Source organism: Streptomyces sp. NPDC052064 (genome assembly GCF_055585925.1).
In genome coordinates this window covers 610121-629662 of the sequence record NZ_JBVJJE010000005.1, presented here as the reverse complement: position 1 = coordinate 629662, position 19542 = coordinate 610121, and the positions used below count along the sequence as shown (strand labels likewise).

14 protein-coding genes and 1 pseudogene are annotated in these 19542 nt (G+C 70.6%); 5 read left to right on the top strand and 10 right to left on the bottom strand.

Features of this window, described 5'->3' with window-relative positions:
* Positions 1-294 precede the first annotated feature (294 nt).
* Both ACZ6TU_RS17260 and ACZ6TU_RS17255 read left to right on the top strand, forming a co-directional pair.
* Positions 295-1683 carry an OFA family MFS transporter gene (locus ACZ6TU_RS17260; protein ID WP_467681788.1) on the top strand — a complete coding sequence of 463 codons (1389 nt, stop codon included), beginning with the start codon at positions 295-297 and terminating at the stop codon, positions 1681-1683.
* 1 nt (position 1684) lies between these two features.
* Positions 1685-3100, top strand: coding sequence for an OFA family MFS transporter (locus ACZ6TU_RS17255; protein ID WP_467681786.1), 1416 nt, complete (start codon positions 1685-1687; stop codon positions 3098-3100).
* Positions 3101-3231: 131 nt separating this feature from the next.
* On the opposite strand, the gene ACZ6TU_RS17250 is transcribed toward ACZ6TU_RS17255, so the two are convergent.
* Positions 3232-3909: a GntR family transcriptional regulator gene (locus ACZ6TU_RS17250; RefSeq protein WP_174523327.1), complete on the bottom strand. Its 678-nt coding sequence runs from the start codon at positions 3907-3909 to the stop codon at positions 3232-3234.
* A gap of 263 nt (positions 3910-4172) precedes the next feature.
* Between ACZ6TU_RS17250 and ACZ6TU_RS17245 the strand changes: the two genes are divergently transcribed.
* The 3 genes and pseudogenes from ACZ6TU_RS17245 to fdhD all read left to right on the top strand — a co-directional run bounded on the left by ACZ6TU_RS17245 (position 4173) and on the right by fdhD (position 6798).
* Complete coding sequence (locus ACZ6TU_RS17245; protein ID WP_467681784.1) at positions 4173-5144, top strand: 2-dehydropantoate 2-reductase; 972 nt, start codon at positions 4173-4175, stop codon at positions 5142-5144.
* 377 nt (positions 5145-5521) lie between these two features.
* Positions 5522-5941, top strand: a pseudogene (locus ACZ6TU_RS17240) (molybdopterin dinucleotide binding domain-containing protein); the annotation flags it as partial.
* An 8-nt stretch (positions 5942-5949) separates the two neighbouring features.
* Complete coding sequence (gene fdhD / locus ACZ6TU_RS17235; RefSeq protein WP_469549176.1) at positions 5950-6798, top strand: formate dehydrogenase accessory sulfurtransferase FdhD; 849 nt, start codon at positions 5950-5952, stop codon at positions 6796-6798.
* A 91-nt stretch (positions 6799-6889) separates the two neighbouring features.
* On the opposite strand, the gene ACZ6TU_RS17230 is transcribed toward fdhD, so the two are convergent.
* The 9 genes from ACZ6TU_RS17230 to ACZ6TU_RS17190 all read right to left on the bottom strand — a co-directional run bounded on the left by ACZ6TU_RS17230 (position 6890) and on the right by ACZ6TU_RS17190 (position 19532).
* Positions 6890-7948, bottom strand: a complete 1059-nt coding sequence (locus ACZ6TU_RS17230; RefSeq protein ID WP_467681780.1) for a sugar phosphate isomerase/epimerase family protein — start codon at positions 7946-7948, stop codon at positions 6890-6892.
* An 80-nt stretch (positions 7949-8028) separates the two neighbouring features.
* A complete protein-coding gene (locus tag ACZ6TU_RS17225; protein ID WP_469549173.1) occupies positions 8029-9441 on the bottom strand; it encodes a nucleotide pyrophosphatase/phosphodiesterase family protein in 1413 nt (470 codons plus the stop codon).
* Positions 9438-10607 carry a metabolite traffic protein EboE gene (gene eboE, locus ACZ6TU_RS17220; RefSeq protein WP_469549171.1) on the bottom strand — a complete coding sequence of 390 codons (1170 nt, stop codon included), beginning with the start codon at positions 10605-10607 and terminating at the stop codon, positions 9438-9440. Before eboE ends, ACZ6TU_RS17225 begins: the two co-directional genes overlap by 4 nt.
* A gap of 3 nt (positions 10608-10610) precedes the next feature.
* Positions 10611-11531, bottom strand: coding sequence for a TatD family hydrolase (locus ACZ6TU_RS17215; RefSeq protein WP_469549168.1), 921 nt, complete (start codon positions 11529-11531; stop codon positions 10611-10613).
* Positions 11531-12346, bottom strand: a complete 816-nt coding sequence (locus tag ACZ6TU_RS17210; protein WP_469549165.1) for an EboA domain-containing protein — start codon at positions 12344-12346, stop codon at positions 11531-11533. The genes ACZ6TU_RS17215 and ACZ6TU_RS17210 overlap by 1 nt, the downstream gene beginning before the upstream one ends.
* A complete protein-coding gene (locus ACZ6TU_RS17205; RefSeq protein WP_469549162.1) occupies positions 12343-13338 on the bottom strand; it encodes a sugar phosphate isomerase/epimerase family protein in 996 nt (331 codons plus the stop codon). Before ACZ6TU_RS17205 ends, ACZ6TU_RS17210 begins: the two co-directional genes overlap by 4 nt.
* The gene (locus ACZ6TU_RS17200) at positions 13335-14384 is read right to left on the bottom strand and encodes an SCO3242 family prenyltransferase (protein ID WP_467681768.1); all 1050 of its coding nucleotides are present in this window, start codon (positions 14382-14384) and stop codon (positions 13335-13337) included. The genes ACZ6TU_RS17205 and ACZ6TU_RS17200 overlap by 4 nt, the downstream gene beginning before the upstream one ends.
* On the bottom strand, positions 14381-15724 hold the full coding sequence (locus ACZ6TU_RS17195; protein WP_469549159.1) for an inositol-3-phosphate synthase: 1344 nt from the start codon (positions 15722-15724) through the stop codon (positions 14381-14383). Before ACZ6TU_RS17195 ends, ACZ6TU_RS17200 begins: the two co-directional genes overlap by 4 nt.
* A gap of 85 nt (positions 15725-15809) precedes the next feature.
* The gene (locus tag ACZ6TU_RS17190; RefSeq protein ID WP_469549154.1) at positions 15810-19532 is read right to left on the bottom strand and encodes a ThuA domain-containing protein; all 3723 of its coding nucleotides are present in this window, start codon (positions 19530-19532) and stop codon (positions 15810-15812) included.
* Positions 19533-19542 lie beyond the last annotated feature (10 nt).

Below are 19542 nucleotides of genomic sequence, written 5' to 3'. Positions count from 1 at the left end.
CGACTCCCCCGTGCACATCACCACCCCACCCCTCCTCGGCCAGCACACCGAAGAAATCCTCATCGGCGAACTCGGCCTCGACCACGAAGAGCTGCGCCTGCTCAAGTCGAGCGGGGTGATCTGACGTGGTGATCCGAACCCACGCGGCAGGACTCCCGGGCGGTGGTCCATGAGGTGAATGAGCGCGGGGTCGCCCGACGGTGCGCGTCGGCCGGCCCCAGGGACGCGCGCGCACGAAAGGCATTGGGCAGGGGGCGCTGGCCAGATCTTTCGACGCAAGGAGTGTTGGACCAGATGACAACCATCGACTACTCGACGTCCGTCCCCTACAGGGAGGTGACGGACAAGAACGGCCGCGTGTTCCGCATCGGAGAGTCCGATGTCGACATCATGGGCCGTAAGCGCAAATGGATGGTCATCCTGCCGTGGGTGGGCATGATGGGCATCAGCTCGGCGGAGTACGCGTTCGCGTCCGCCGAGGACACGCTGCACACGGCGCACAGCTGGAGCAGCAGCCATATCTTCTGGATGCTGGGCGTGTGGGTCTTCTTCCAGGCCGCGGTGGCATTCCCCGCCGGAAAGCTTCGGGAGAGCGGCAAGCTCCCGGCCCGCTGGGCGATGATGTGCGGCGCCCTCGGCACCCTGCTGGGCTATCTCTCGCTCGCCTTCGCACCCCATGTCGTCGTCGCCTACGTCGGCTTCGGCATGTTCAGCGGCATGGGCGCGGGCATGGTGTACGCGACCTGCGTGAACATGGTCGCCAAGTGGTATCCGGAGCGCAAGGGCGGCAAGACGGGCTTCGTCAACGGCGGTTTCGCCTACGGCTCGGTGCCGTTCGTCTTCATCTTCACCGGCTACATGGACCTCACCAACTTCCGCTGGGTGCTGGTATCCGTCGGACTCTTCCTGGCCTCGGTCGTGGCCGTGGCGGGCTACTTCTTCAAGGACCCGCCGAAGAACTGGTGGCCGGCCGACGTCGACCCGCTGAAGAAGCCCGACGACGCACGTGCCCGGCGCGCGCTGGAGAAGAACCCGCCGGCCGTGCACCAGTACACCCCCAAGGAGGCCTGGCAGACCGGCCGCGTGGGCCTCATGTGGTTCTGCCTGCTGTGCACCTCGGGCGTGAACATCTTCGGTATCGCGTTCCAGGTGCCCTTCGGTGACGAGGCCGGCTTCGCGGGCGGCATCGTGGCGACGGCCATGTCCCTGAAGGCGATCGTCAACGGCACCGGCCGCGGCGTCATCGGCTGGCTGTCCGACCGCTACGGCCGCAAGCAGTGCCTGATCTTCGTCTGCATCGTCCTGGGACTGTCCCAGTACGGCATCCTCCTGTCCGGGAACATCGGCAACCTCCCGCTGTTCCTGCTGTTCTCGTCCATCTCCGGCTTCGGCGGCGGCGCCATCTTCCCGATGTTCGCGGCGATGACCGCCGACTACTTCGGTGAGAACAACAACGCCTCCAACTACGGCCTGGTCTACTCCTCCAAGCTGGTCTCCGGCCTCCTCGGCTCCGGTATGGGCGCCGTGGTCGTGGGCGCCTGGGACTACTCCGGCGCGTTCGTCCTGGCCGGTTCGATCTCCCTCTTCGCAGGCTTCATGGCCACGTTCCTGCACCCCCCGGGGCGGCCCAAGGCCAAGCGCATCACCTCCAACCCGCAACCGCTCGGCGAGGAAACGGCGTGATATGACGGCAGATCCGTACACAGCGAACAGCTCCGCAGCAAACAGCTCCTCCGCACCCTCCGACGCCGCACATCGTCCCTACCGTGAAGTCACCGACGCACGTGGCCGCGTCTACCGCATCGGCGAGAGCGACCGGGACATCCTCGGCCACTCGCGCAAGCTCATGGTGTACCTCCCGTGGCTCACCATGATGGCCATCAGCGTCTTCGAGTACGCGTACGGCTCGGCCGAGGACACCCTGTCCCACGCCCACGGCTGGACGCAGAGCAACACCTTCTGGATCCTCAGCGTCTGGGTCTTCTTCCAGGCCGGCATCGCCTTCCCGGCGGGCTGGCTGCGGGAGAAGGGCGTCCTGACCGCCCGCGGTGCCATGTACATCGGCTCGGGCATGTGTCTGGTCGGGTTCCTCGCCCTGTCGCACCTGAGCAACGTATGGCTGGCGATCCTCGGGTTCGGCGTCGTCGGGGGGGTCGGCGCCGGCCTGGTCTACGCGACCTGCATCAACATGGTCGGCAAATGGTTCCCCGAACGCCGGGGCGCCAGGACCGGATTCGTCAACGGGGGCTTCGCGTACGGATCACTGCCGTTCATCTTCATCTTCAACTACGGTTTCGACACGGCGAACTACCACCGCGTCCTGGACCTCATCGGCTGCTACGTCCTGATCGTGGTCGTGGGATGCGCGTTCTTCTTCAAGGACCCGCCGAAGAACTGGTGGCCCGCGGACATCGACCCGCTGACCTACGGCAGCACCGAGAAGGGGGCCGACGCCCTCGCCAAGAACCCTCCGGCGGTGAAGCAGTACACACCCAAGGAGGCCATCAGGACCGGCATGCTTCCCCTCATGTGGATCGCCCTCGTCATGACGGCGGGCGTGTCCATCTTCGGGATCTCCTTCCAGGTCGACTACGCCAAGGAGGTCGGCTTCGGTCCGCTGGTGGCGGCCTCCTCGATGGGCGTCATGGCGGTCATCAACGGCATCGGCCGCGGGGTCGTGGGCTGGATGTCCGACAAGTGGGGCCGCAAGTCCACCCTGGTGATGGTCATCGTCGTCCTGGGCCTCGCCCAGTTCGGCGTGATCTGGGCCGGTGGCGTCAAGAGCGAAGGGCTCTTCCTGTTCTTCGCGTTCCTCTCCGGCTTCGGCGGCGGCGCGTTCTATCCCCTGTTCGCGGCACTCACCCCGGACTACTTCGGGGAGAACTACAACGCCTCCAACTACGGGCTGGTGTACAGCGGCAAGCTGATCAGCGGCCTGTTCGGCGGCGGCCTCGGCTCCATGGTGGTCGCGGCCTGGGGTTACGACGGGGCGTACGCGCTGGCCGGCGTCACCTCGATGATCGCGGCGGCGATCGCCCTGCTGCTACGGCAGCCGGGACGGACGCGCGGCGGCGCATCAACACCGCAGCCGGTGGCCTGAGCGGCCCGGGTCGGCGCACAGGCGGCCCTTCCCCGCGGCACTCGTCGTGGGGAAGGGCCGCCTGAGCCGTTGCCTGGTGGCTGGGAGTCGTTCGGTCGGGTGACGGCGTACCGGTTGCTCTCGCCGCGCGGCTACTTCTCGCGCTCGCGGTACATCTTGCGCGTGTGTTCCGTGTGGGCACGCATGACCGCCGTGGCGCGCTCCTCGTCCCGGTCCGCGATCGCCGCGATCAGCTCGCGGTGCTCGATCCAGGACCGGTGGCCGCGCTGCCGGGCGACCGGTGTGTAGTACCAGCGCACTCTGCGGTCGACCTGCGCGGCCAGCCCGGCGAGGACCGTGTTGCCCGCGAGTTCCATCACCTTCGCGTGGAGCCGGGCGTTCATCGCGACCGCGCCGTCGACGTCGTCGGCGTCGACGGCCTTCTCGCCCTCGTCGCACAGCTTCTCGAGCGCGGCGACGGCGTCGGCACCCGCGTTGGCGGCGGCGAGGCGGGCGGCCTCGGCCTCCAGCAGCGTGCGTACGGAGAGAAGTTGGTCCGCCTCCTCATCCGTCGGCTCGTGCACGAAGGCACCTTGGGCGGGCCGCAGATCGACCCACCCTTCGGTGCTGAGGCGCTGCAGGGCCTCGCGCACAGGCTGCCGGGAGACACCGAGATGCCCGGCGAGCTCGCTCTCGACGAGATGCTGGCCCGGCTGGAGGGCGCGGGTGGTGATGAGTTCGAGCAGCGCCTCGTAGACACGGTCGCGCAACGGGCCGGGCCGTTCGAGCTTGGGCACCGCGCCCTGTGGCAGTCCCGTCGTCGGCAACATCGCGCTCCCTCCTGGGCAGCGTCGTCGCTGCAGCTGGCAGGCCAATTATGAATTGGTTTTCGCCTACAGTCTACGGCGCACAGGCACGCGCGGCCCCAGGGCGTGGGCTCGCCTTGGACGGGCATACCAGCAGCTCACGGGCCGCGGACGACGACGAGTGCCGTCGCGACTCTTGCTGACTGTCGGATTCATCCTGTAGACAATATCCAGTCGACAAAGTCGGCAGTTCCTCGGTCACCCTCAACCGAACGGAGCTCCCCATCATGAAAGTCGCAGTCCTCGGCGCCGGAGCCATCGGCGCCTACGTCGGCGCCGCGCTCCACCGCGCCGGCGCCGACGTCCACCTGATCGCCCGCGGACCCCACCTCACGGCCATGCGCCACCACGGTGTCCAAGTACTCAGCCCACGCGGCGACTTCACCGCCCACGCCCACGCCACCGACGACCCGACCGACATCGGCCCGGTCGACTACGTCTTCCTGGGCCTCAAAGCCAACTCGTACGCGGCGTGCGGGCCGCTCATCGAGCCTCTGCTGCACGACACCACCGCGGTCATCGCCGCCCAGAACGGCATCCCCTGGTGGTACTTCCACCAACACGGCGGCCCCCACGACGGCCACCCCATCGAAAGCGTGGACCCCGCGGGCGCGGTCAGTGCGGTACTCGCGCCCCGGCGTGCCATCGGGTGTGTGGTCTACGCGGCGACGGAGCTCGAAGGGCCGGGCGTGGTCCGGCACCTGGAAGGCACCCGGTTCTCCATCGGCGAGCCCGATCGAAGCATTTCGGCGCGCTGTCTCGCCTTCAGTGAGGCCATGCAGGCCGGCGGCCTCAAATGCCCGGTCGAACCCGACCTGCGCAACGACATCTGGCTCAAGCTCCTGGGCAACATCTCCTTCAACCCCATCAGCGCCCTCGCCCGCGCCACCATGCGGCAGATGTGCCTGCACGGCGGCACCCGCAAGGTCATCGAAACCATGATGACCGAAACCCTCGCCGTGGCCGAGGCCCTGGGCTGTCAGGTCGGCGTCTCCATCGAACGCCGCCTCGCCGGCGCCGAACGCGTCGGCGACCACCGCACTTCCACCCTCCAGGACCTGGAACGCGGCAAGCCGCTGGAACTCGACGTCCTCCTCGCCGCCGTCATCGAACTCGCCGAGATCACCGGCGTCCAGGTGCCCACCCTGCGCACCGTCCACGCCCTCTCCGACCTCCTCGCCCACCAGGCCGCCGCATGAGCGTACGAGGACCCGACCGTGCCGGATCCGGCGACCGCCGGATCCGGCCGAAGGCCGGTACCGAGGTTCCGCTGGCCCATGCGATCGGCCGGGAGATCATCCGGGCGGGCCTCGCCGACCACGCCTTCATCGAGCGCGCGACGACCGGTTTCGAGGAGTACCAACAGCTCGTCGAGCCCTGGACGCTGTCGCTCGCCGAGAAGGTGACGGGCGTATCGGCCGCCGTCATCAGGGAGTTGGCGCACGGCCACCCACCCGGCGATCAGGGCCGGCCGCGGACGCCGTTCGTCGTGGAGCACCGTCACGGCACCGACACCGGACGTGCCTTGTCCAACCTGGCCCTCCTCACCGGAACGACGACCGAGCGGGACCTGCGGGCGGCCTTCCGACTCGTCTCGTACGACCCACCCGTGGACCTGACGGACGAGCGGTACCCGATCCGCCTCACCACGGGGCGTCGGCTCGACTCGTACAAGACCGTTGTACAGAAAAATGGTTCCGCGTCACCGCTGCGGCGCGGCACGTGCATCGAGCTGAGCCCGGAGGACGCCGAGCGCTACGGCGTGGTGGTCGGTGAGGAGGTACGGGTCTCCACTCGGCGCGGTTCGGTGACGGCCCCGGTGTGGGTGGACCCGACGTTACGAGCCGGTCTGGCGTTCACGACCATGCGCCTGTCCGACGCGGCGGACCTCAACGCGCCGCCGGTCAAGGCCAGTTGTCCGATCCCGGGGACAGCGGAGTTCGAGGCCGCCGCGGTCCGCATCGAAAAGCTGCCGGTGGCAGCGGTACGGAGCTGAGGCCGGTCATGGGACGAGTCACGGCACGACGCAAGGTGATCCAGATCAGGGACGGGGTGGTCTCCAGCCGCCCGGACACACTCGTCGCCGAGGAACCACTGGAGATCAGGCTCAACGGCAAACCGCTCGCGATCACCATGCGCACTCCCGGCGACGACTTCCCCCTCGCCGCCGGGTTCCTGGTCAGCGAGGGCGTCCTGGCCCACGCGTCCGACCTGCAGAGCATCGTCTACTGTGCGGGGGCGACGGCCGACGGGTCGAACACGTACAACGTGGTGGACGTGCGCACGACACCCGGCGTGGTCATCCCCGACATCACCCTCGAACGCAACGTCTACACCACCTCATCGTGCGGCCTGTGCGGCAAGGCGAGCCTCGACGCCGTCCGCACCACCACCCGCTGGCCCATCTCCGACGCTCCCCCGGTCCGGGTCGAACCCGACCTGCTCGCGCGCCTCCCCGACCGGCTGCGCGCGGCTCAACGGGTCTTCGACCGGACCGGGGGCCTGCACGCCGCCGCCCTGTTCGCCGAGGAGGGCGACCTGCTCGACATACGAGAGGACGTCGGCCGCCACAACGCGGTCGACAAACTGGTCGGCCGCGCCCTGCAGAACGGCGACCTGCCCCTCTCGCGCACGATCCTGCTGGTCTCGGGCAGGGCCTCCTTCGAACTGGCGCAGAAGGCCGTGATGGCCGGCATCCCCATCCTGGCGGCAGTCTCGGCACCCTCCTCCCTGGCCGTCGACCTGGCCGCGGAAACCGGCCTGACCCTGATCGGCTTCCTGCGCGGCACCTCCATGAACGTGTACGCGGGCGAGCACCGTCTCACCCTGCGGGCTGCGGCCACCCAGGGCTGACAGGACTCCCCGCGACACGACGGCGGGGCCCCGACGACGGGGAGCGCCCCCTGCGCCGTCGGGGTCCTGCCTCAGTCGTGTCCGTGCCCTGTCAGCACTTCTCGCGCAACGAGTGCAGATGCGCGCTCGAACGGCGCGCGAACGTGAAGGACTCGGCCGGGTTGTCGTGCTCGGCCTGCCAGTGGTGGGCCATGCGGTGGCCGCGCAGCCGGGTCACGGCCGAGATGAACCGCTGGTAGTCGATGTCGCCGTCGCCGACGTCGGTCATGCGGTAGCCGTACGGGTTCGACGGGTCGCTCTCCCCGTCCTTCACGTGGAACAGCGGGTAGCGGTCGGGCTGCCGGAGGACGTAGTTCAGCGGCTCGAACGGCGCGGGCGTGCCGTCGGGCCGCTTGGAGAAGCGAAACTGGCCGACGTACGCCCAGTAGATGTCCATCTCCAGGTAGACGAGGTCCGGATCGGTCTCCTTGAGCAGGACGTCGTAGAGGCGGACCTTGGGATTGTCGGTGGCGAAGGAGAACTCCTCGGAGTGGTTGTGCTGGTAGAACTTCATGCCCCGGGCCTTCGCCGCCGCGCCGTAGGTGTTGAAGTCCTCGGCCGCGCGCTTCCAGGCGTCGACGGTCGAGCCGTAGCGGAACGGGCCGGCGGCCGTGCCGATGTGCTTGAGGCCGAGGGCCTGGGCATCGTCGAGGACCTTGGTGAGGTTCTGGGCGAAGGTGTAGGCGTTCGGGTCGCTGGAGTAGTAGCCGACGTGGCTGCCGATGGGGTTCAGGCCGTGGTTCCGGGCCAGCCGCTTGAGCTGGGCGAGCGTGATGGGGCCGGCCGAGCCCTGGGTGTAGCCGGCGAACTCGACCTCGTCGTAGCCGTACTTCTCCAGTTCGGCGAAGACGGGACCGAAGCCGAGCGTGGAGACCTTGTCGCGGAGGCTGTAGAGCTGGATGCCGAGTCGGCCGGGCGGCAGGACGGGGCGGCCGCGCCCCTTGGCGCCGGAGTCCGTGCCGGTGGCGGAGGTCGCGTTGCCGGTGGCGGCGGTCGCGGGTGCGGCGGCGCCGAGCAGGGCGGCGGCGGTGGCACCCGCGGCCACGCCGAGCATGCCTCGTCTGCTGAGGCGGTGGGTGAGCTCGGGGTCGGGCTGGGAGAAGCGGCTCATGCGTGGAACTCCTCGTGATCGCGGGGCGTTGTCAGTGGTGAGTGCTTCACTTGTGACCAGTCGGGACTGAGCGTCCGTCCTCAGGTGAGACCGGCGAGTCGGAGCAGCAGTGACTTCACATCGGTGGCCGCGACGCGGTCGCCGACAGCGCGGGGGGTGGAGCAGATGAGGAGCGGACCGTCGTCGTCGCTCGCCGGAAGGCGGCCGTGGCTGCCGCGAATAGGTGAGGGGTCCAGGGGCACGACCGCCATGCGGTAGCGCATGCCGAGTTTCTTGCGCGCCAGCGCGGTGGCCGCCTTGACCTTGACGTAGGGGTCGAGGGGATCCATGAAGAGCTCGACCGGGTCGTAGCCGGGTTTGCGGTGGATCTCGACGAGCTGCGCGAAGTCGGGCGCGCGGGCGTCGTCGAGCCAGTAGTAGTACGTGAACCAGGCGTCGGGTTCCGCCACGGCGACGAGTTCGCCAGCGCGCGGATGGTCGAGGTGGTGGGCCTTCTTGCCCTCGTCGTCGAGGAGTTGCTCGAGGCCGGGCAGGCCGTCGAGGGCGGCGCGGGTGGCGTCGAGGTCCTCGGGGCGCCGCACGTAGACGTGGGCGATCTGGTGGTCGGCTACCGCGAAGGCACGGGACGCCATCGGGTCGAGGTATTCCATGCCGTCCTGGGTGTGCACCTCCAGCAGGCCGGCGCGGCGCAGGGCGCGGTTGATGTCGACGGGCCGGTTCACCCGGGTGATGCCGTACTCGGACAGCGCGACGACGGTGCGTCCCTCGGCACGGGCGTCGTCCAGGAGCGGTGCCATGGCGGCGTCCAGGTCGGCGGCCGACTTCAGGGAGCGCGGGTCGTCGGGGCCGAAACGCTGCAGGTCGTAGTCGAGATGAGGGAGGTAGCAGAGCGTCAGGTCGGGGTGCCGGGTGCGGATGATGTGGCGGGTCGCGTCGATGATCCACCGGCTGGAGACGAGGTCCGCTCCGGGGCCCCAGAAGTGGAAGAGGGGGAACGTGCCGAGTTCTTCGGTGAGTTCGTCGTGAAGCGCGGCCGGCCTGGTGTAGCAGTCGGGTTCCTTGCGGCCGTCGGCGTAGTAGACCGGGCGGGGGGTGACGGTGATGTCGGTGTCGGCGCCCATGGCGTACCACCAGCAGATGTTCGCGACGGTGTAGCCGGGGTGGGCACGGCGGGCGGCGTCCCAGAGTTTGTCACCGGCCACGAGGCCGTTGTGCTGGCGCCACAGGAGGACGTCGCCGAGTTCGCGGAAGTACCAGCCGTTGCCGACGATGCCGTGCTGCGAGGGCATGGTTCCGGTGAGGAACGTGGACTGGGCGGCGCAGGTGACAGCGGGCAGCACGGTGCCCAGCGGGGCGCGGGAGCCGCACTGGCCGAGCGCCTTGAGGTGGGGCATGTGGTCGAGGAGACGGGGGGTGAGGCCGACGACGTCGAGGACGAGGAGCGGTGTGGGGTGGTCCGCAGTGGCCGGGGCCGGGTGCTCATGGGCGCTCATGGCAGCTCCTTCAGGCCGAGGTCCGTCAGCAGGTCGCGGGCGAGGGTGAGTTCGGCGGCGATGCCCTCGGCGAGCTGGCTGCGGCCGCGGGGGCGCAGCTCGGGCGGGAGGGCCTGCCAGGTGTAGGTCTCGACCTCCAGGTGGCGGGTGAGCGGGGCCGGGCCGCCGACGAGCCGGGTGAGTGCGGACTTCAGGACCGGGAGTGTGGAAGTGAGGGGTGCGGCGGGGGCCGCGTGCAGGGGGACGTGGAAGTGGGCGCGCCAGGGTGCCCCGTCGGGCAGGGCGTTGCCCTCGATGGCCTCGTCGAGGTCGTCGGTGGCGCGCAGGCCGGCGGCGGTGGCCGTGCGGGTCTGGTGCAGGAAGCGGGGTTCGGCGAAGGCGGCGAGGGCCTGGCGGACCTCGGGCAGATGGGGGTGTTCGGCGTGCAGGGCGGCGGAAAGCTGGGACTTGACGACGGGGACGCGGGCGTCGGAGAGGGCGTCCAGGGCGGTGTGCGGGTCTTCGAAGGAGGTGGCGAGATGGCAGGTGTCGACACAGATGCCGATGCGGTCGTGGGCGATGGCGGTGAGCGGGGCGATGGCGTCGCGGGTGGTCTCGACGACGCAACCGGGTTCCGGTTCCAGCCCGACGCGGATGGAGCGGCCGGTCAGCTCCTCGATGGCGTCGAGGCGTTCGGCGAGGGTGCGCAGGGCGGTGCGGGCGGTCTCCGCGCGTTCGTCGTCGTACGCGGTGCGCCAGGCGAGGGGCAGGGTGGAGATGGTGCCGTCGCCGACGTCGTCGGGGAGGAGCCCGGCGAGGACGCGGGCCAGGGCGGTGGTGTGGTCGAGGCGCTCCGGGTCGGCCCAGTCCGGCTTGTAGACGCGGTACTTGACCTCTTGGGCGCCGAAGCCCTCGTACGGGAAGCCGTTGAGGGTGACGACCTCGAGGCCGCGCCGGTCCAGCTCGGAGCGCAGGCCGCGCAGTGCGGACGGGTCGGTGTCGAGGGCGTGGGCGGCGTCCTTGGCGAGCCACAGCCCGATGCCGAGCCGGTCGCGCCCCAGGCGGCGGCGGACGGGTTCGCAGTGGTCGCGGAGCTGCGCGAGGACGCCGTCGAGAGTCTCGGCGGGGTGGACGTTGGTGCAGTAGGCGAGGTGGACGGTGGAGCCGTCGGGGTGGCGGAAGCGCATGGTTCACGCCCCCGCGGCGGGGACGCGGGCCGGCTCGTCGCCGTCTCCCGGGCCGGGGTCCGGCTCGTGCGGATCCTTCGGGGCGCCGCGGAGGATGGTGTTGCCCTCGTGGGTGGCCTGCGTGCCGGTGACGTCGAGGTTCAGGCGGCCGCTGAGCCCGTAGAAGGCTACGGGGTTGCGCCACAGCACCTGGTCGACGTCGTCCTCGGCGAACCCCTCGGCCAGCATCAGATCGCCGACCTTGCGGGTCTTGAGCGGGTCGCTCTTCCCCCAGTCGGCGGCGGAGTTGACCAGGACCTGTTCGGTGCCGTAGGCACGCAGGATCGCGATCATCCGTTCCTCGTCCATCTTGGTGTCCGGATAGACGGAGAAGCCCAGCCAGCAGCCGCTGTCCTTGGCCTCCTTGACGGTGGGCTCGTTGAGGTGGTCGACCAGGACGCGTTCCGGGGGCAGTGCGGACTCCCGGACGACGTCGAGGGTGCGGCGCAGCCCGGCGAGCTTGTCGCGGTGCGGGGTGTGCACGAGGGCGGGCAGGCCGTGGTCGGCGGCGAGCTGGAGCTGGGCGGCGAGGGCGGTGTCCTCGGCGGGGGTCATGGAGTCGTAGCCGATCTCGCCGACGGCCACGACGTTGTCCTTGACGAGATACCGGGGCAGTGCGTCGAGGACGGGCACGCAGCGGGGGTCGTTCGCCTCCTTGGGGTTGAGCGCCAGCGTGCAGTGGTGGGCGATGCCGTACTGGGCGGCGCGGAACGGCTCCCAGCCGAGGAGGGAGTCGAAGTAGTCCATGAAGGAGGCGGGCGCGGTGCGGGGCTGGCCGAGCCAGAAGGAGGGCTCGACGACGGCGCGGACACCGGCGGCGTGCATGGCCTCGTAGTCGTCCGTGGTGCGGGACGTCATGTGGATGTGGGGGTCGAAGATGCGCATCAGGACTCCTTGCCGTGGGGGTGGTCCGTGCCGGGGGCCGGGCCGGCGGACTCGGTCAGGTCCAGGACGCGGTACAGGTCCTCGGGGACGGTGCGGCCGGCGGCGGTGCGTTCGGCGGCGTAGTCGCCCAGCATGCGGGCGAGTTCGCCATCGCCGTGAGCACGCCGGGGCAGGTCCGCCACGTGGTCGACGGGGACGCCGGTGAACAGGCACTTCAGTACGGCGTGGCGCCAGTCGTGGGGGGCCAGGTGCCGGGCGGCGTACGGGCCGACGGCGGCGGTGAGGAGCCGGGTGTCGTTTGTGCGCAGGGCGTCCTCGACGAGCGGGAGGGCACCGGGGCCGGGCACGAGATGGGGCAGGCCGTGCAGGACGGCGCGGCGCTCGTCGGCGGTGCCCTGGAAGTACACCCGGGTCAGGGCGTCGGTCCCGGCACGGGCCGCGTCGAGGATGAGGACGCGTGCGGCGTCGGCGTACGCGGCACCGCAGCGCCGGCCGGCCTCGGCGAGGCGCAGCTCCCACGCGGAGATGGGTCCGTGGATGCCGGGGTGGGCGGCGGCCTCGTCGAGGGCGTGCTCGAGCCAGGCGCGGGCGGCGGGGTCGAGATGGGCGGTGACGTGACGGCGGAGGTCGGCCGGCGAGGAGGCGAGGGCGGTGTCGAGGGTGGGTTGGGCGGTGTGGGTGCTGTGGGTGTCCGTGGTGGCCAGGGGGTGGGCGTCCTCGGGAGCCTGGGCGTCCCGTGCGGCGGTGTTCCCGTGGGCTCGGGCGTCCTGGGAGCCGTCGGTTCTCGCCGCTGGTGTGGTGCGGGGGTGGCTCATGGGGTGCTGCTCCCTTCAGGGGCGGTGGAGGGAGCGCCGTGGGGTGGCGCGGCCTGCTGGAGGGCCGGAGCAGGGGGCGGCGAGGCGGCGGCCGCGGTCTGCTCGGCGTGGCGGAGGAACGGGAGGGAGTGTTCGGCGTAGTGGGGGCCGGCGTGGGAGTGGCGAGGCAGTTCGACGACGGTCAGGCCCTGGTAGCCGGTGGCGGCGAGGGCCGCCAGGACCGGTGGGAAGTCGATCTCCCCGTCCCCGAAGGGGAGGTGCTCGTGGACGCCGCGCCGCATGTCCTCGATCTGGACGTGCCGCAGCCAGGGGGTGGCGGCGCGCACACAGTCGGCGGGAGAGAGGGGTTCGAGGCACTGGCAGTGGCCGATGTCGAGGGTGAGGCCGAGAGGGTCGGGGTCGCCGAGGATGCGGCGGAGGTGATGGAAGTCGGCCAGGGTGGCGAGGAGGTGACCCGGTTCGGGCTCGACGGCGAGCGGGACGCCGGCGGACGCGGCGGCGTCCAGGACGGGCGTGAGGGTCTCGGCGAAGCGCTTCCACGCGGTGTCCGTGTCGGTGCCGTCCGGGACCATCCCGCTGAAGCAGTGAACCGCGTGGGCACCGAGGTCGGCCGCGACCCGCACGGCCCGGAGGAGGAGGTCCGCACGGCGGGCCCGGTCACCGGGGTCCGGGTCCAGCAGGGAAGGGCCGTGTTTGCGGCGCGGGTCGAGCACATAGCGGGCGCCCGTCTCCACGGTGACTCCCAGCCCGAGCGCGTCCAGCCGGTGCGCGACCCGGCGGGTGCGGGCGGCGAGGTCGGGGGCGAGCGGGTCGAGGTGCATGTGGTCGAGGGTCAGCCCGACGCCGTCGTATCCGAGGTCGGCGAGAAGGGAGAGCGCGTCGTCGAGCCGGAGATCAGCAAGGCCGTTGGTGCCGTAGCCGAAGCGGAGGGAAGGGAGGGCCGGCCCGGTCGGGGTGGCTCGACTGCCGGAGGCTCGGGCATCGGAGCTCATGTGACGCTCACCTTCTTCCCGAATCTCGCTCCGAGTGGGGCGAGGGCCGCGATGAGGAGGGCGGTGGCCGTGCCCCGGGATCGGGCGGTCAGGGTGGCCTGGAGGGGGATCGTGGCGCGGATGCCGGCGCCGACCGCTCGTTGGGTGAGGGGAGGTGAGGGGTTGAGGGCTGCGTGGAGGTAGGGGCGGGCGGTGGTCGCGGCGTAGGCGGCCGCGAGGGCGGTGGTGAGGTGTGCCGCGGGCTGTCGACTCGGCTCAGGTCGTCGGGGACGGGCGGATCGCGGGCCCGGCGCGACGTGTGCGGCTGCTTCCCGGCGGTCTTCCGGGAGACGTGCGAAGCGGTGCGTCACCAGGCGGGTCAGCAGGGCCGTCGTCGCAAGCGCCGCCAGGGGAGCCAGAGGTGAGCCGCCCCGGGCCTCCTGGCGGGAGACCGTCGTGACGGCCAGGGTGTGGGTGCCGAGGAGGGCGGCGGACGGCAGTGCCGGGCGGGTACGGCCGGTGGTGGCCGCGGCTCCCAGGAGCAGGTCCAGTCCGCGGGCCGCGCCCATGGCCACGGGCCCGGCCGGTGTGTGTTTCAGGCTGAGGTCGTACGCCCAGACGGTCGCCGCCAGGGGCGCGGCGACGGCCAGGGCCGGGCGGCCGGCGCGAGCGGCCAGGGCCAGCCCGGCTCCGGTGAGGGCACAGGCCGCCGTGAGCGCGGCGGCGGGACGGATGCGGCCGGAGGGCAGGGGGCGGTGCGGGCGTTCGACGGCGTCCACCTCGCGGTCCGCCCAGTCGTTGAGGGCCATGCCGGCCTCGTACAGGCAGAGGGAGGAGCCTATGGCGAGCAGAGTGCGGGCGCTGGGTGGTGCACCGACCGCTACCGTGCCGGCGAGTGCGTCGCCGGGCACGCTGAACAGGGCGGGGAGACGCAGGAGTTCGGCCCAGGCGCGTGCCCGTGCCGGGCGGTCGGTGCGGCCGCAGGGCGCCGTGCCGTCGGCGTCCCCTCCGAGGGAGGTGTCATCCGTACTGCCTGAGGCTCCGCATGGGCGCTCTCGCCGCCTCACCGGAGACCCTCCATCCCCTGGGCCTGTTCCGCCCGACCGAGTTCGCGGCCCTCTCCGGCGCCCTGCCGGAGGCCGGGGCTCTCACCCGCGCCCTGCCGGAAACCGGGGCCCTCACCCACGCCCTGCCGGAGGCCCGCGCTCTCTCCTACTCCCTGCCGAAGACCCGCGCCCTCGCCCGACCCCGCCGGACCTGCCGACCCCGCCGGTCCCATCGTCCCCGCTCCCCGGAGTCTCCCGGCGAAGCCGATCAGTGCCTCGTACTGCTCGGCCAGGGCCAACGAAGCGTCCCCCACTGGGTCCTTGAAGTAGAAGGCGAGGGCGTCCAGCGGGCCGGACAGGCCCACCTTGTGGGCCCGGGCGGTCAGCCGGGCGAGGTCGAGGACGAGGGGTGCGGCCAGGGCGGAGTCGCAGCCCTGCCAGGTGGTCTGGAGGATCATGCGGGTGCCGAGGAAGCCGTCGAAGGCGATGTGGTCCCAGGCGGTCTTCCAGTCGCCGAGGGCGGGGACATCGTCGATGTGGGTCTCGCCCTGGGGAGTGGTGCCGAGGGTGTCGGTGAGGACCCGTTCCTTGCCGGCGTTCTTGGCCGCCGCGGCGGCCGGGTCGGCCAGGGCGGCGCCGTCGCCGCCGCCGAGCAGGTTCGTGCCCGACCAGGCGCGGACGGTCAGCGCCCGCTGGGCGAACATGGGGCCGAGCACCGAGCGCAGGAGGGTCTGGCCGGTCTTGCCGTCGCGGCCGGCGTACGGCAGGCCGCTGCGTTCGGCCTCGCGGGCGGCGACGGGGTGGTGCATGCCCTCGGAGGGGGTGAAGTTGACGTAGGGGCAACCCGCGCTCAGGGCCGCCAGCGCGTACAGAGTGCTGGCCGGCAGCGGGGCGCCGGGCCCCTGGCAGGCGGGTTCGGTGGAGGCGACGTTCACCACCACGGCCCGCTCCAGTTCATGGCGGTGGACGAAGTCGCGGATGTCGTCGGCGAAGGCCGTGATGAGTTCGGCCTCGCTCCGGGTGTCCCCGGGAGTGGGGCCACCCGGCCTGATCTCCCGGTCGGCGGCGCTGAGTTCGGCGGCGACTGCAGTGGCGACACCCGGCGGGAGGACGCCGCCGGCGGTCAGGGTCTCGGCGCGCTTGGGCAGGGGGCAGTCGACGGTGTCGTGGCCCCCGAAGACGAGGTCGGACAGCGCGGGCAGATCACTGTCGAGGAACGCGGGGGTCTCGGTCACCATGCCGGTGGGCGGGTGCAGTCCCGCGGCGACGGCGGCGCACCCCGTGACGACGGTGGTGGCGACGGAGCCGCGGGCTCCGATCAGCCACACCCCCACACGCGGTCGGGAGAGGGACGCGGACATGTGCAGCCTCCGATCGTGCGCGAACCCGGGGGGAGGGACGGGAGACGGCGGGCGGGGGTCCGGCGTCCCCCGCCCGCCGCCGCTCTCAGCCACCCGTGACGGGCAGTTCCTTCAACTGGATGTTGCGGAAGGAGACCTGGTCGTCGGCGCCATGGTTCTGGAGGCCGATGTAGCCGTCGGTCAGGCTCCGCTGGGGGTCCTTGTTGGTGAAGTCGTTGATCTTGACTCCGTTGAGGAACACCTGGAGGCGTTCGCCCTGGACCTTGATCTCGTAGGAGTTCCACTGGCCGGGCGGCCGCAGAACCTGGTCACGGGCCTTGATGTTCGCCGACTTGAACGAGTAGACGGAGCCCGTGGTGCGGTCGGCCGCGTCCGTGGCGTCGATCTGGATCTCGTAGCCCTTGTTCACCGCGGACCAGGGGTCGTCGGAGGCGGGGAAGCCCACGAAGATCCCGGAGTTGTCGTCGCCCCGCATCTTCCAGTCGAGCTTGATGGAGTACGACTTCAGTTCCTTGGCCTGGTACCAGAGCAAGCCCATGCCGCCCTCGGTCTCCAGGGTGCCGTCCTTGACGTTGAACGTGCCGGGGCCGGCCTGCTTCCAGCCGTCCAGGGTCTGGCCGTTGAAGATCTTCCGGTAGTCCTTGCTCGGCTTGCAGTCCGCCTTCACCTGGCCGGTGGCGTACTTCAGGCCGCCGAGCAGATGGGCGCGGAAGGCCTCGTCGGCGTAGGAGTCCTTGGTGTGGCCGCCGCCGGTGTAGAAGGACCGGCCGCCGCCGTAGCTCTGGCACCAGGCGATCGGGTGGTCGCCCTTCATGTTCCCGCCCTGGTACGTCGTCTCGTCCAGGGTGGCGAGGACCTTGGCCTGCTCACGCGGGTTGGTGCGGTAGTTGTACCACTCGTCGGTGCGCTCCCAGGCGTCGTCCAGGTGCGCGGTCGACGGGTGGTCGTGGTCCTCGACGCGGACCGTGGCCTTCTGGATGGCCGGGTGCGAGTCGAAGTAGGCGCCGACGAGGCCGCCGTAGAACTCCCAGTCGTACTCGGTGTCGGCGGCGGCGTGGATGCCCATGTAACCTCCGCCGTTCTTCACGTAGTTCTCGAACGCCTTCTGCTGCTCGGCGTCGAGGACATCACCCGTGGTGGACAGGAAGGCCACCGCGTCGTACTTGGCGAGGTTGGCCGTGGTGAACTGCTTCGCCTCCTCGGTGGCGTCGACCGTGATGCCGGCCGGGCCGCCGAGCTCCTTCAGCGCGGCGATGCCGGCCGGGATGGAGTCGTGGCGGAAGCCCGCGGTCTTGGAGAAGACCAGGACCTTCTTGCCGCCCTTGAACGGCTCCGTGGAGAACTCGAAGTCGTCCACGTCGAACAGCGCGCCCTCGCCGCCCTTGAAGACCAGGTAGATGTCCGTGGTCTTCTTGGGCAGCGACCGCAGCGGCACGTCGACGTTCTGGAAGGTCTCCCAGCCGCCTGTCGGCGGGATGTACGCCGATCCGTGCAGCGGACCGTCGGGCGAGCCGGTGCGCAGCTCGATGAAGCCGCCCGCGCCGCCGGAGGAGGCCCGCACGGTCATCTTCTTCTGCCCGTCGAACCGGTAGGGGCTGAAGGAGATCCAGTCGCCGTCGTCGATGTTGCCGACGGTCTTGCCGCCGTTGGCGCCGGTCTTCTCGATGACCGACACGCCCGACTGGGTGGTGAAGTGCTCACCCTGGCGGTGCAGCGGCTGGAGCACGGTGCGGGCGGTGCCGGTCAGGGCCTCCTGGCCGTTCGCCCCGCCGTCGGTGTAGCCGGCGCCGACGACGCCGTAGATGTCGGCGTTGGGGTCGTGGCCGCCGTCGCCGGCGGGCGGCTTCAGGGTGCCCTCGCAGCCCATCTCGCTGGTCAGCTCGTGGGCGTGGGAGTCGTGGCCGAGACTGTAGACAACCTTGACCTTGGAGCAGTCGACCGTCTCCTCGGGGTCGGTGACGGTCACCTTGAACGGGACGGGCTTGCCGAATTCGGCCAGGGTGCCGTTGCCGGGGACGTCGATCCTCACCTTGGGCTCGGTGTTGCCGACCACGATCCGGACGCTGGCGTTGCCGGTGTTGCCTTCGGGGTCCTTCGCGGTGAAGGTGGCGCTGTAGGTGCCGACCTTCTTGTACTTGTGGGTGGGGTTGAGGCCCTCGCCCTTGGTGCCGTCGCCGAAGTCCCAGCTGTAGGTGAGGTCCGGGGAGTCGGCGTCCTTGGCGGAGCCGGTGAACTTGACCTTCAGGCCGGCCGCGCCGGAGGTCTTGTCGGCGTTCACCTCGGCGATCGGCGAGAAGCCGTCCTCGGCGTTCTCGATCCGGTACAGCGCGGAGTTCTCGTCGCCCTGGAACCAGGAGACGCCGTAGTCGAGGACGTAGAGCGCGCCGTCGGGGCCGAACTCCATGTCCATGATCTGGGTGCCGGTCCACGGGAAGTCGTTGATCTTCGCGACGGACCCGTCGTCGTTCTGCTCGATCCGCTTGATCCAGCGGCGGCCGAACTCACCTGCGAAGAAGTCGCCGTCGTACGCCTCGGGGAACTTCACGCTGGAGTCGAGCTCGGGGTCGTAGCGGTAGACCGGGCCGGCCATCGGGGACTCGGAGCCGTCGCCGAACTCGGGCAGGGAGCCGCCGTCGTACGGGATCCAGGCGGCCTGCGCGGGCGGCAGGTCGACCAGGCCCGTGTTGTAGGGCGAGGTGTTCTTCGGGGCGTCGCAGTCGAACTTCTCTCCGGACTCCTTGGTGGCGAAGTCGTAGTCGACGTAGGCGTCGTTGTCGCCGGTGCAGAAGGGCCAGCCGAAGTTGGCCGCCTTGGTCACCTTGGCGAACTCGACCTGTCCTGCCGGGCCGCGCTTGGGGTCGGCGGCGCCCGCGTCGGGGCCGTAGTCGCCGACGTACACGATGCCGGTCTTGTCGTCGACGCTCATCCGGAACGGGTTGCGGAAGCCCATCGCGTAGATCTCGGGACGGGTCTTCTCGGTGCCCGGGGCGAAGAGATTGCCCTCCGGGATGGTGTACGAGCCGTCCTCGGCGACCTTGATGCGGAGGATCTTGCCGCGCAGGTCGTTGGTGTTGGCGGAGCTGCGTCGGGCGTCGAAGGCCGGGTTGCGGTTCGGCCGGTCGTCGATCGGCGTGTAGCCGTCGGAGGCGAAGGGGTTGGTGTCGTCGCCGGTCGACAGGTAGAGGTTGCCGTCCGCGTCGAAGTCGATGTCGCCGCCGACGTGGCAGCAGGTGCCCCGGGAGGCGGCGACGTCGAGGACCTTCTTCTCGCTGGCCATGTTCAGCGTGCCGTTGGCGTTGAGGACGAAGCGGGAAAGGCGGTTGACGCCGTCGAACTTCTTGAAGTCCTCGGCGGTGCCGGTCTCCGGGGCGTCGCCCGCGGGAGTGTCGAGCGGCGGGGCGTAGTAGAGGTAGATCGCCCGGTTGTTCTTGAAGTCCGGGTCGAGGCCGACGCCCTGGAGGCCTTCCTCGTCGTGGGTGTAGACGGGGATCTTGCCGGCGACCTTGGTGACACCTCCCTGGTCGGTGAGGCGCAGCGTGCCGTCGCGCGAGGTGTGCAGGACGCTGCGGTCCGGGAGCACGGCGAGCGACATCGGCTCGCCCGTCTCGGGTTCGCCCTTGGCGAGCGGCACCTGCTGGAACTGGCCCTCGGCGGCCGCCGGTTCATTCTGCTCCGCTTGGCCGGACTGGGCTCCGGCGACGGTGGCCGGAGTGCCCACGGCGAGGAGCAGGCCGGTGACCAAGGCGACGGTGGTGCGAAGCCTGGGCCGCCTGGGTGCGCGGGTGCTTCTGGGTCTGGTTCTCTGCACGAAGTCCCTC

Coding starts and splice junctions, on each gene's coding strand:
- ACZ6TU_RS17260 (WP_467681788.1), top strand. CDS start 295: ATGACAACCATCGACTACTCGACGTCCGTCCCCTACAGGGAGGTGACG.
- ACZ6TU_RS17255 (WP_467681786.1), top strand. CDS start 1,685: ATGACGGCAGATCCGTACACAGCGAACAGCTCCGCAGCAAACAGCTCC.
- ACZ6TU_RS17250 (WP_174523327.1), bottom strand. CDS start 3,909: ATGTTGCCGACGACGGGACTGCCACAGGGCGCGGTGCCCAAGCTCGAA.
- ACZ6TU_RS17245 (WP_467681784.1), top strand. CDS start 4,173: ATGAAAGTCGCAGTCCTCGGCGCCGGAGCCATCGGCGCCTACGTCGGC.
- fdhD (WP_469549176.1), top strand. CDS start 5,950: ATGGGACGAGTCACGGCACGACGCAAGGTGATCCAGATCAGGGACGGG.
- ACZ6TU_RS17230 (WP_467681780.1), bottom strand. CDS start 7,948: ATGAGCCGCTTCTCCCAGCCCGACCCCGAGCTCACCCACCGCCTCAGC.
- ACZ6TU_RS17225 (WP_469549173.1), bottom strand. CDS start 9,441: ATGAGCGCCCATGAGCACCCGGCCCCGGCCACTGCGGACCACCCCACA.
- eboE (WP_469549171.1), bottom strand. CDS start 10,607: ATGCGCTTCCGCCACCCCGACGGCTCCACCGTCCACCTCGCCTACTGC.
- ACZ6TU_RS17215 (WP_469549168.1), bottom strand. CDS start 11,531: ATGCGCATCTTCGACCCCCACATCCACATGACGTCCCGCACCACGGAC.
- ACZ6TU_RS17210 (WP_469549165.1), bottom strand. CDS start 12,346: ATGAGCCACCCCCGCACCACACCAGCGGCGAGAACCGACGGCTCCCAG.
- ACZ6TU_RS17205 (WP_469549162.1), bottom strand. CDS start 13,338: ATGAGCTCCGATGCCCGAGCCTCCGGCAGTCGAGCCACCCCGACCGGG.
- ACZ6TU_RS17195 (WP_469549159.1), bottom strand. CDS start 15,724: ATGTCCGCGTCCCTCTCCCGACCGCGTGTGGGGGTGTGGCTGATCGGA.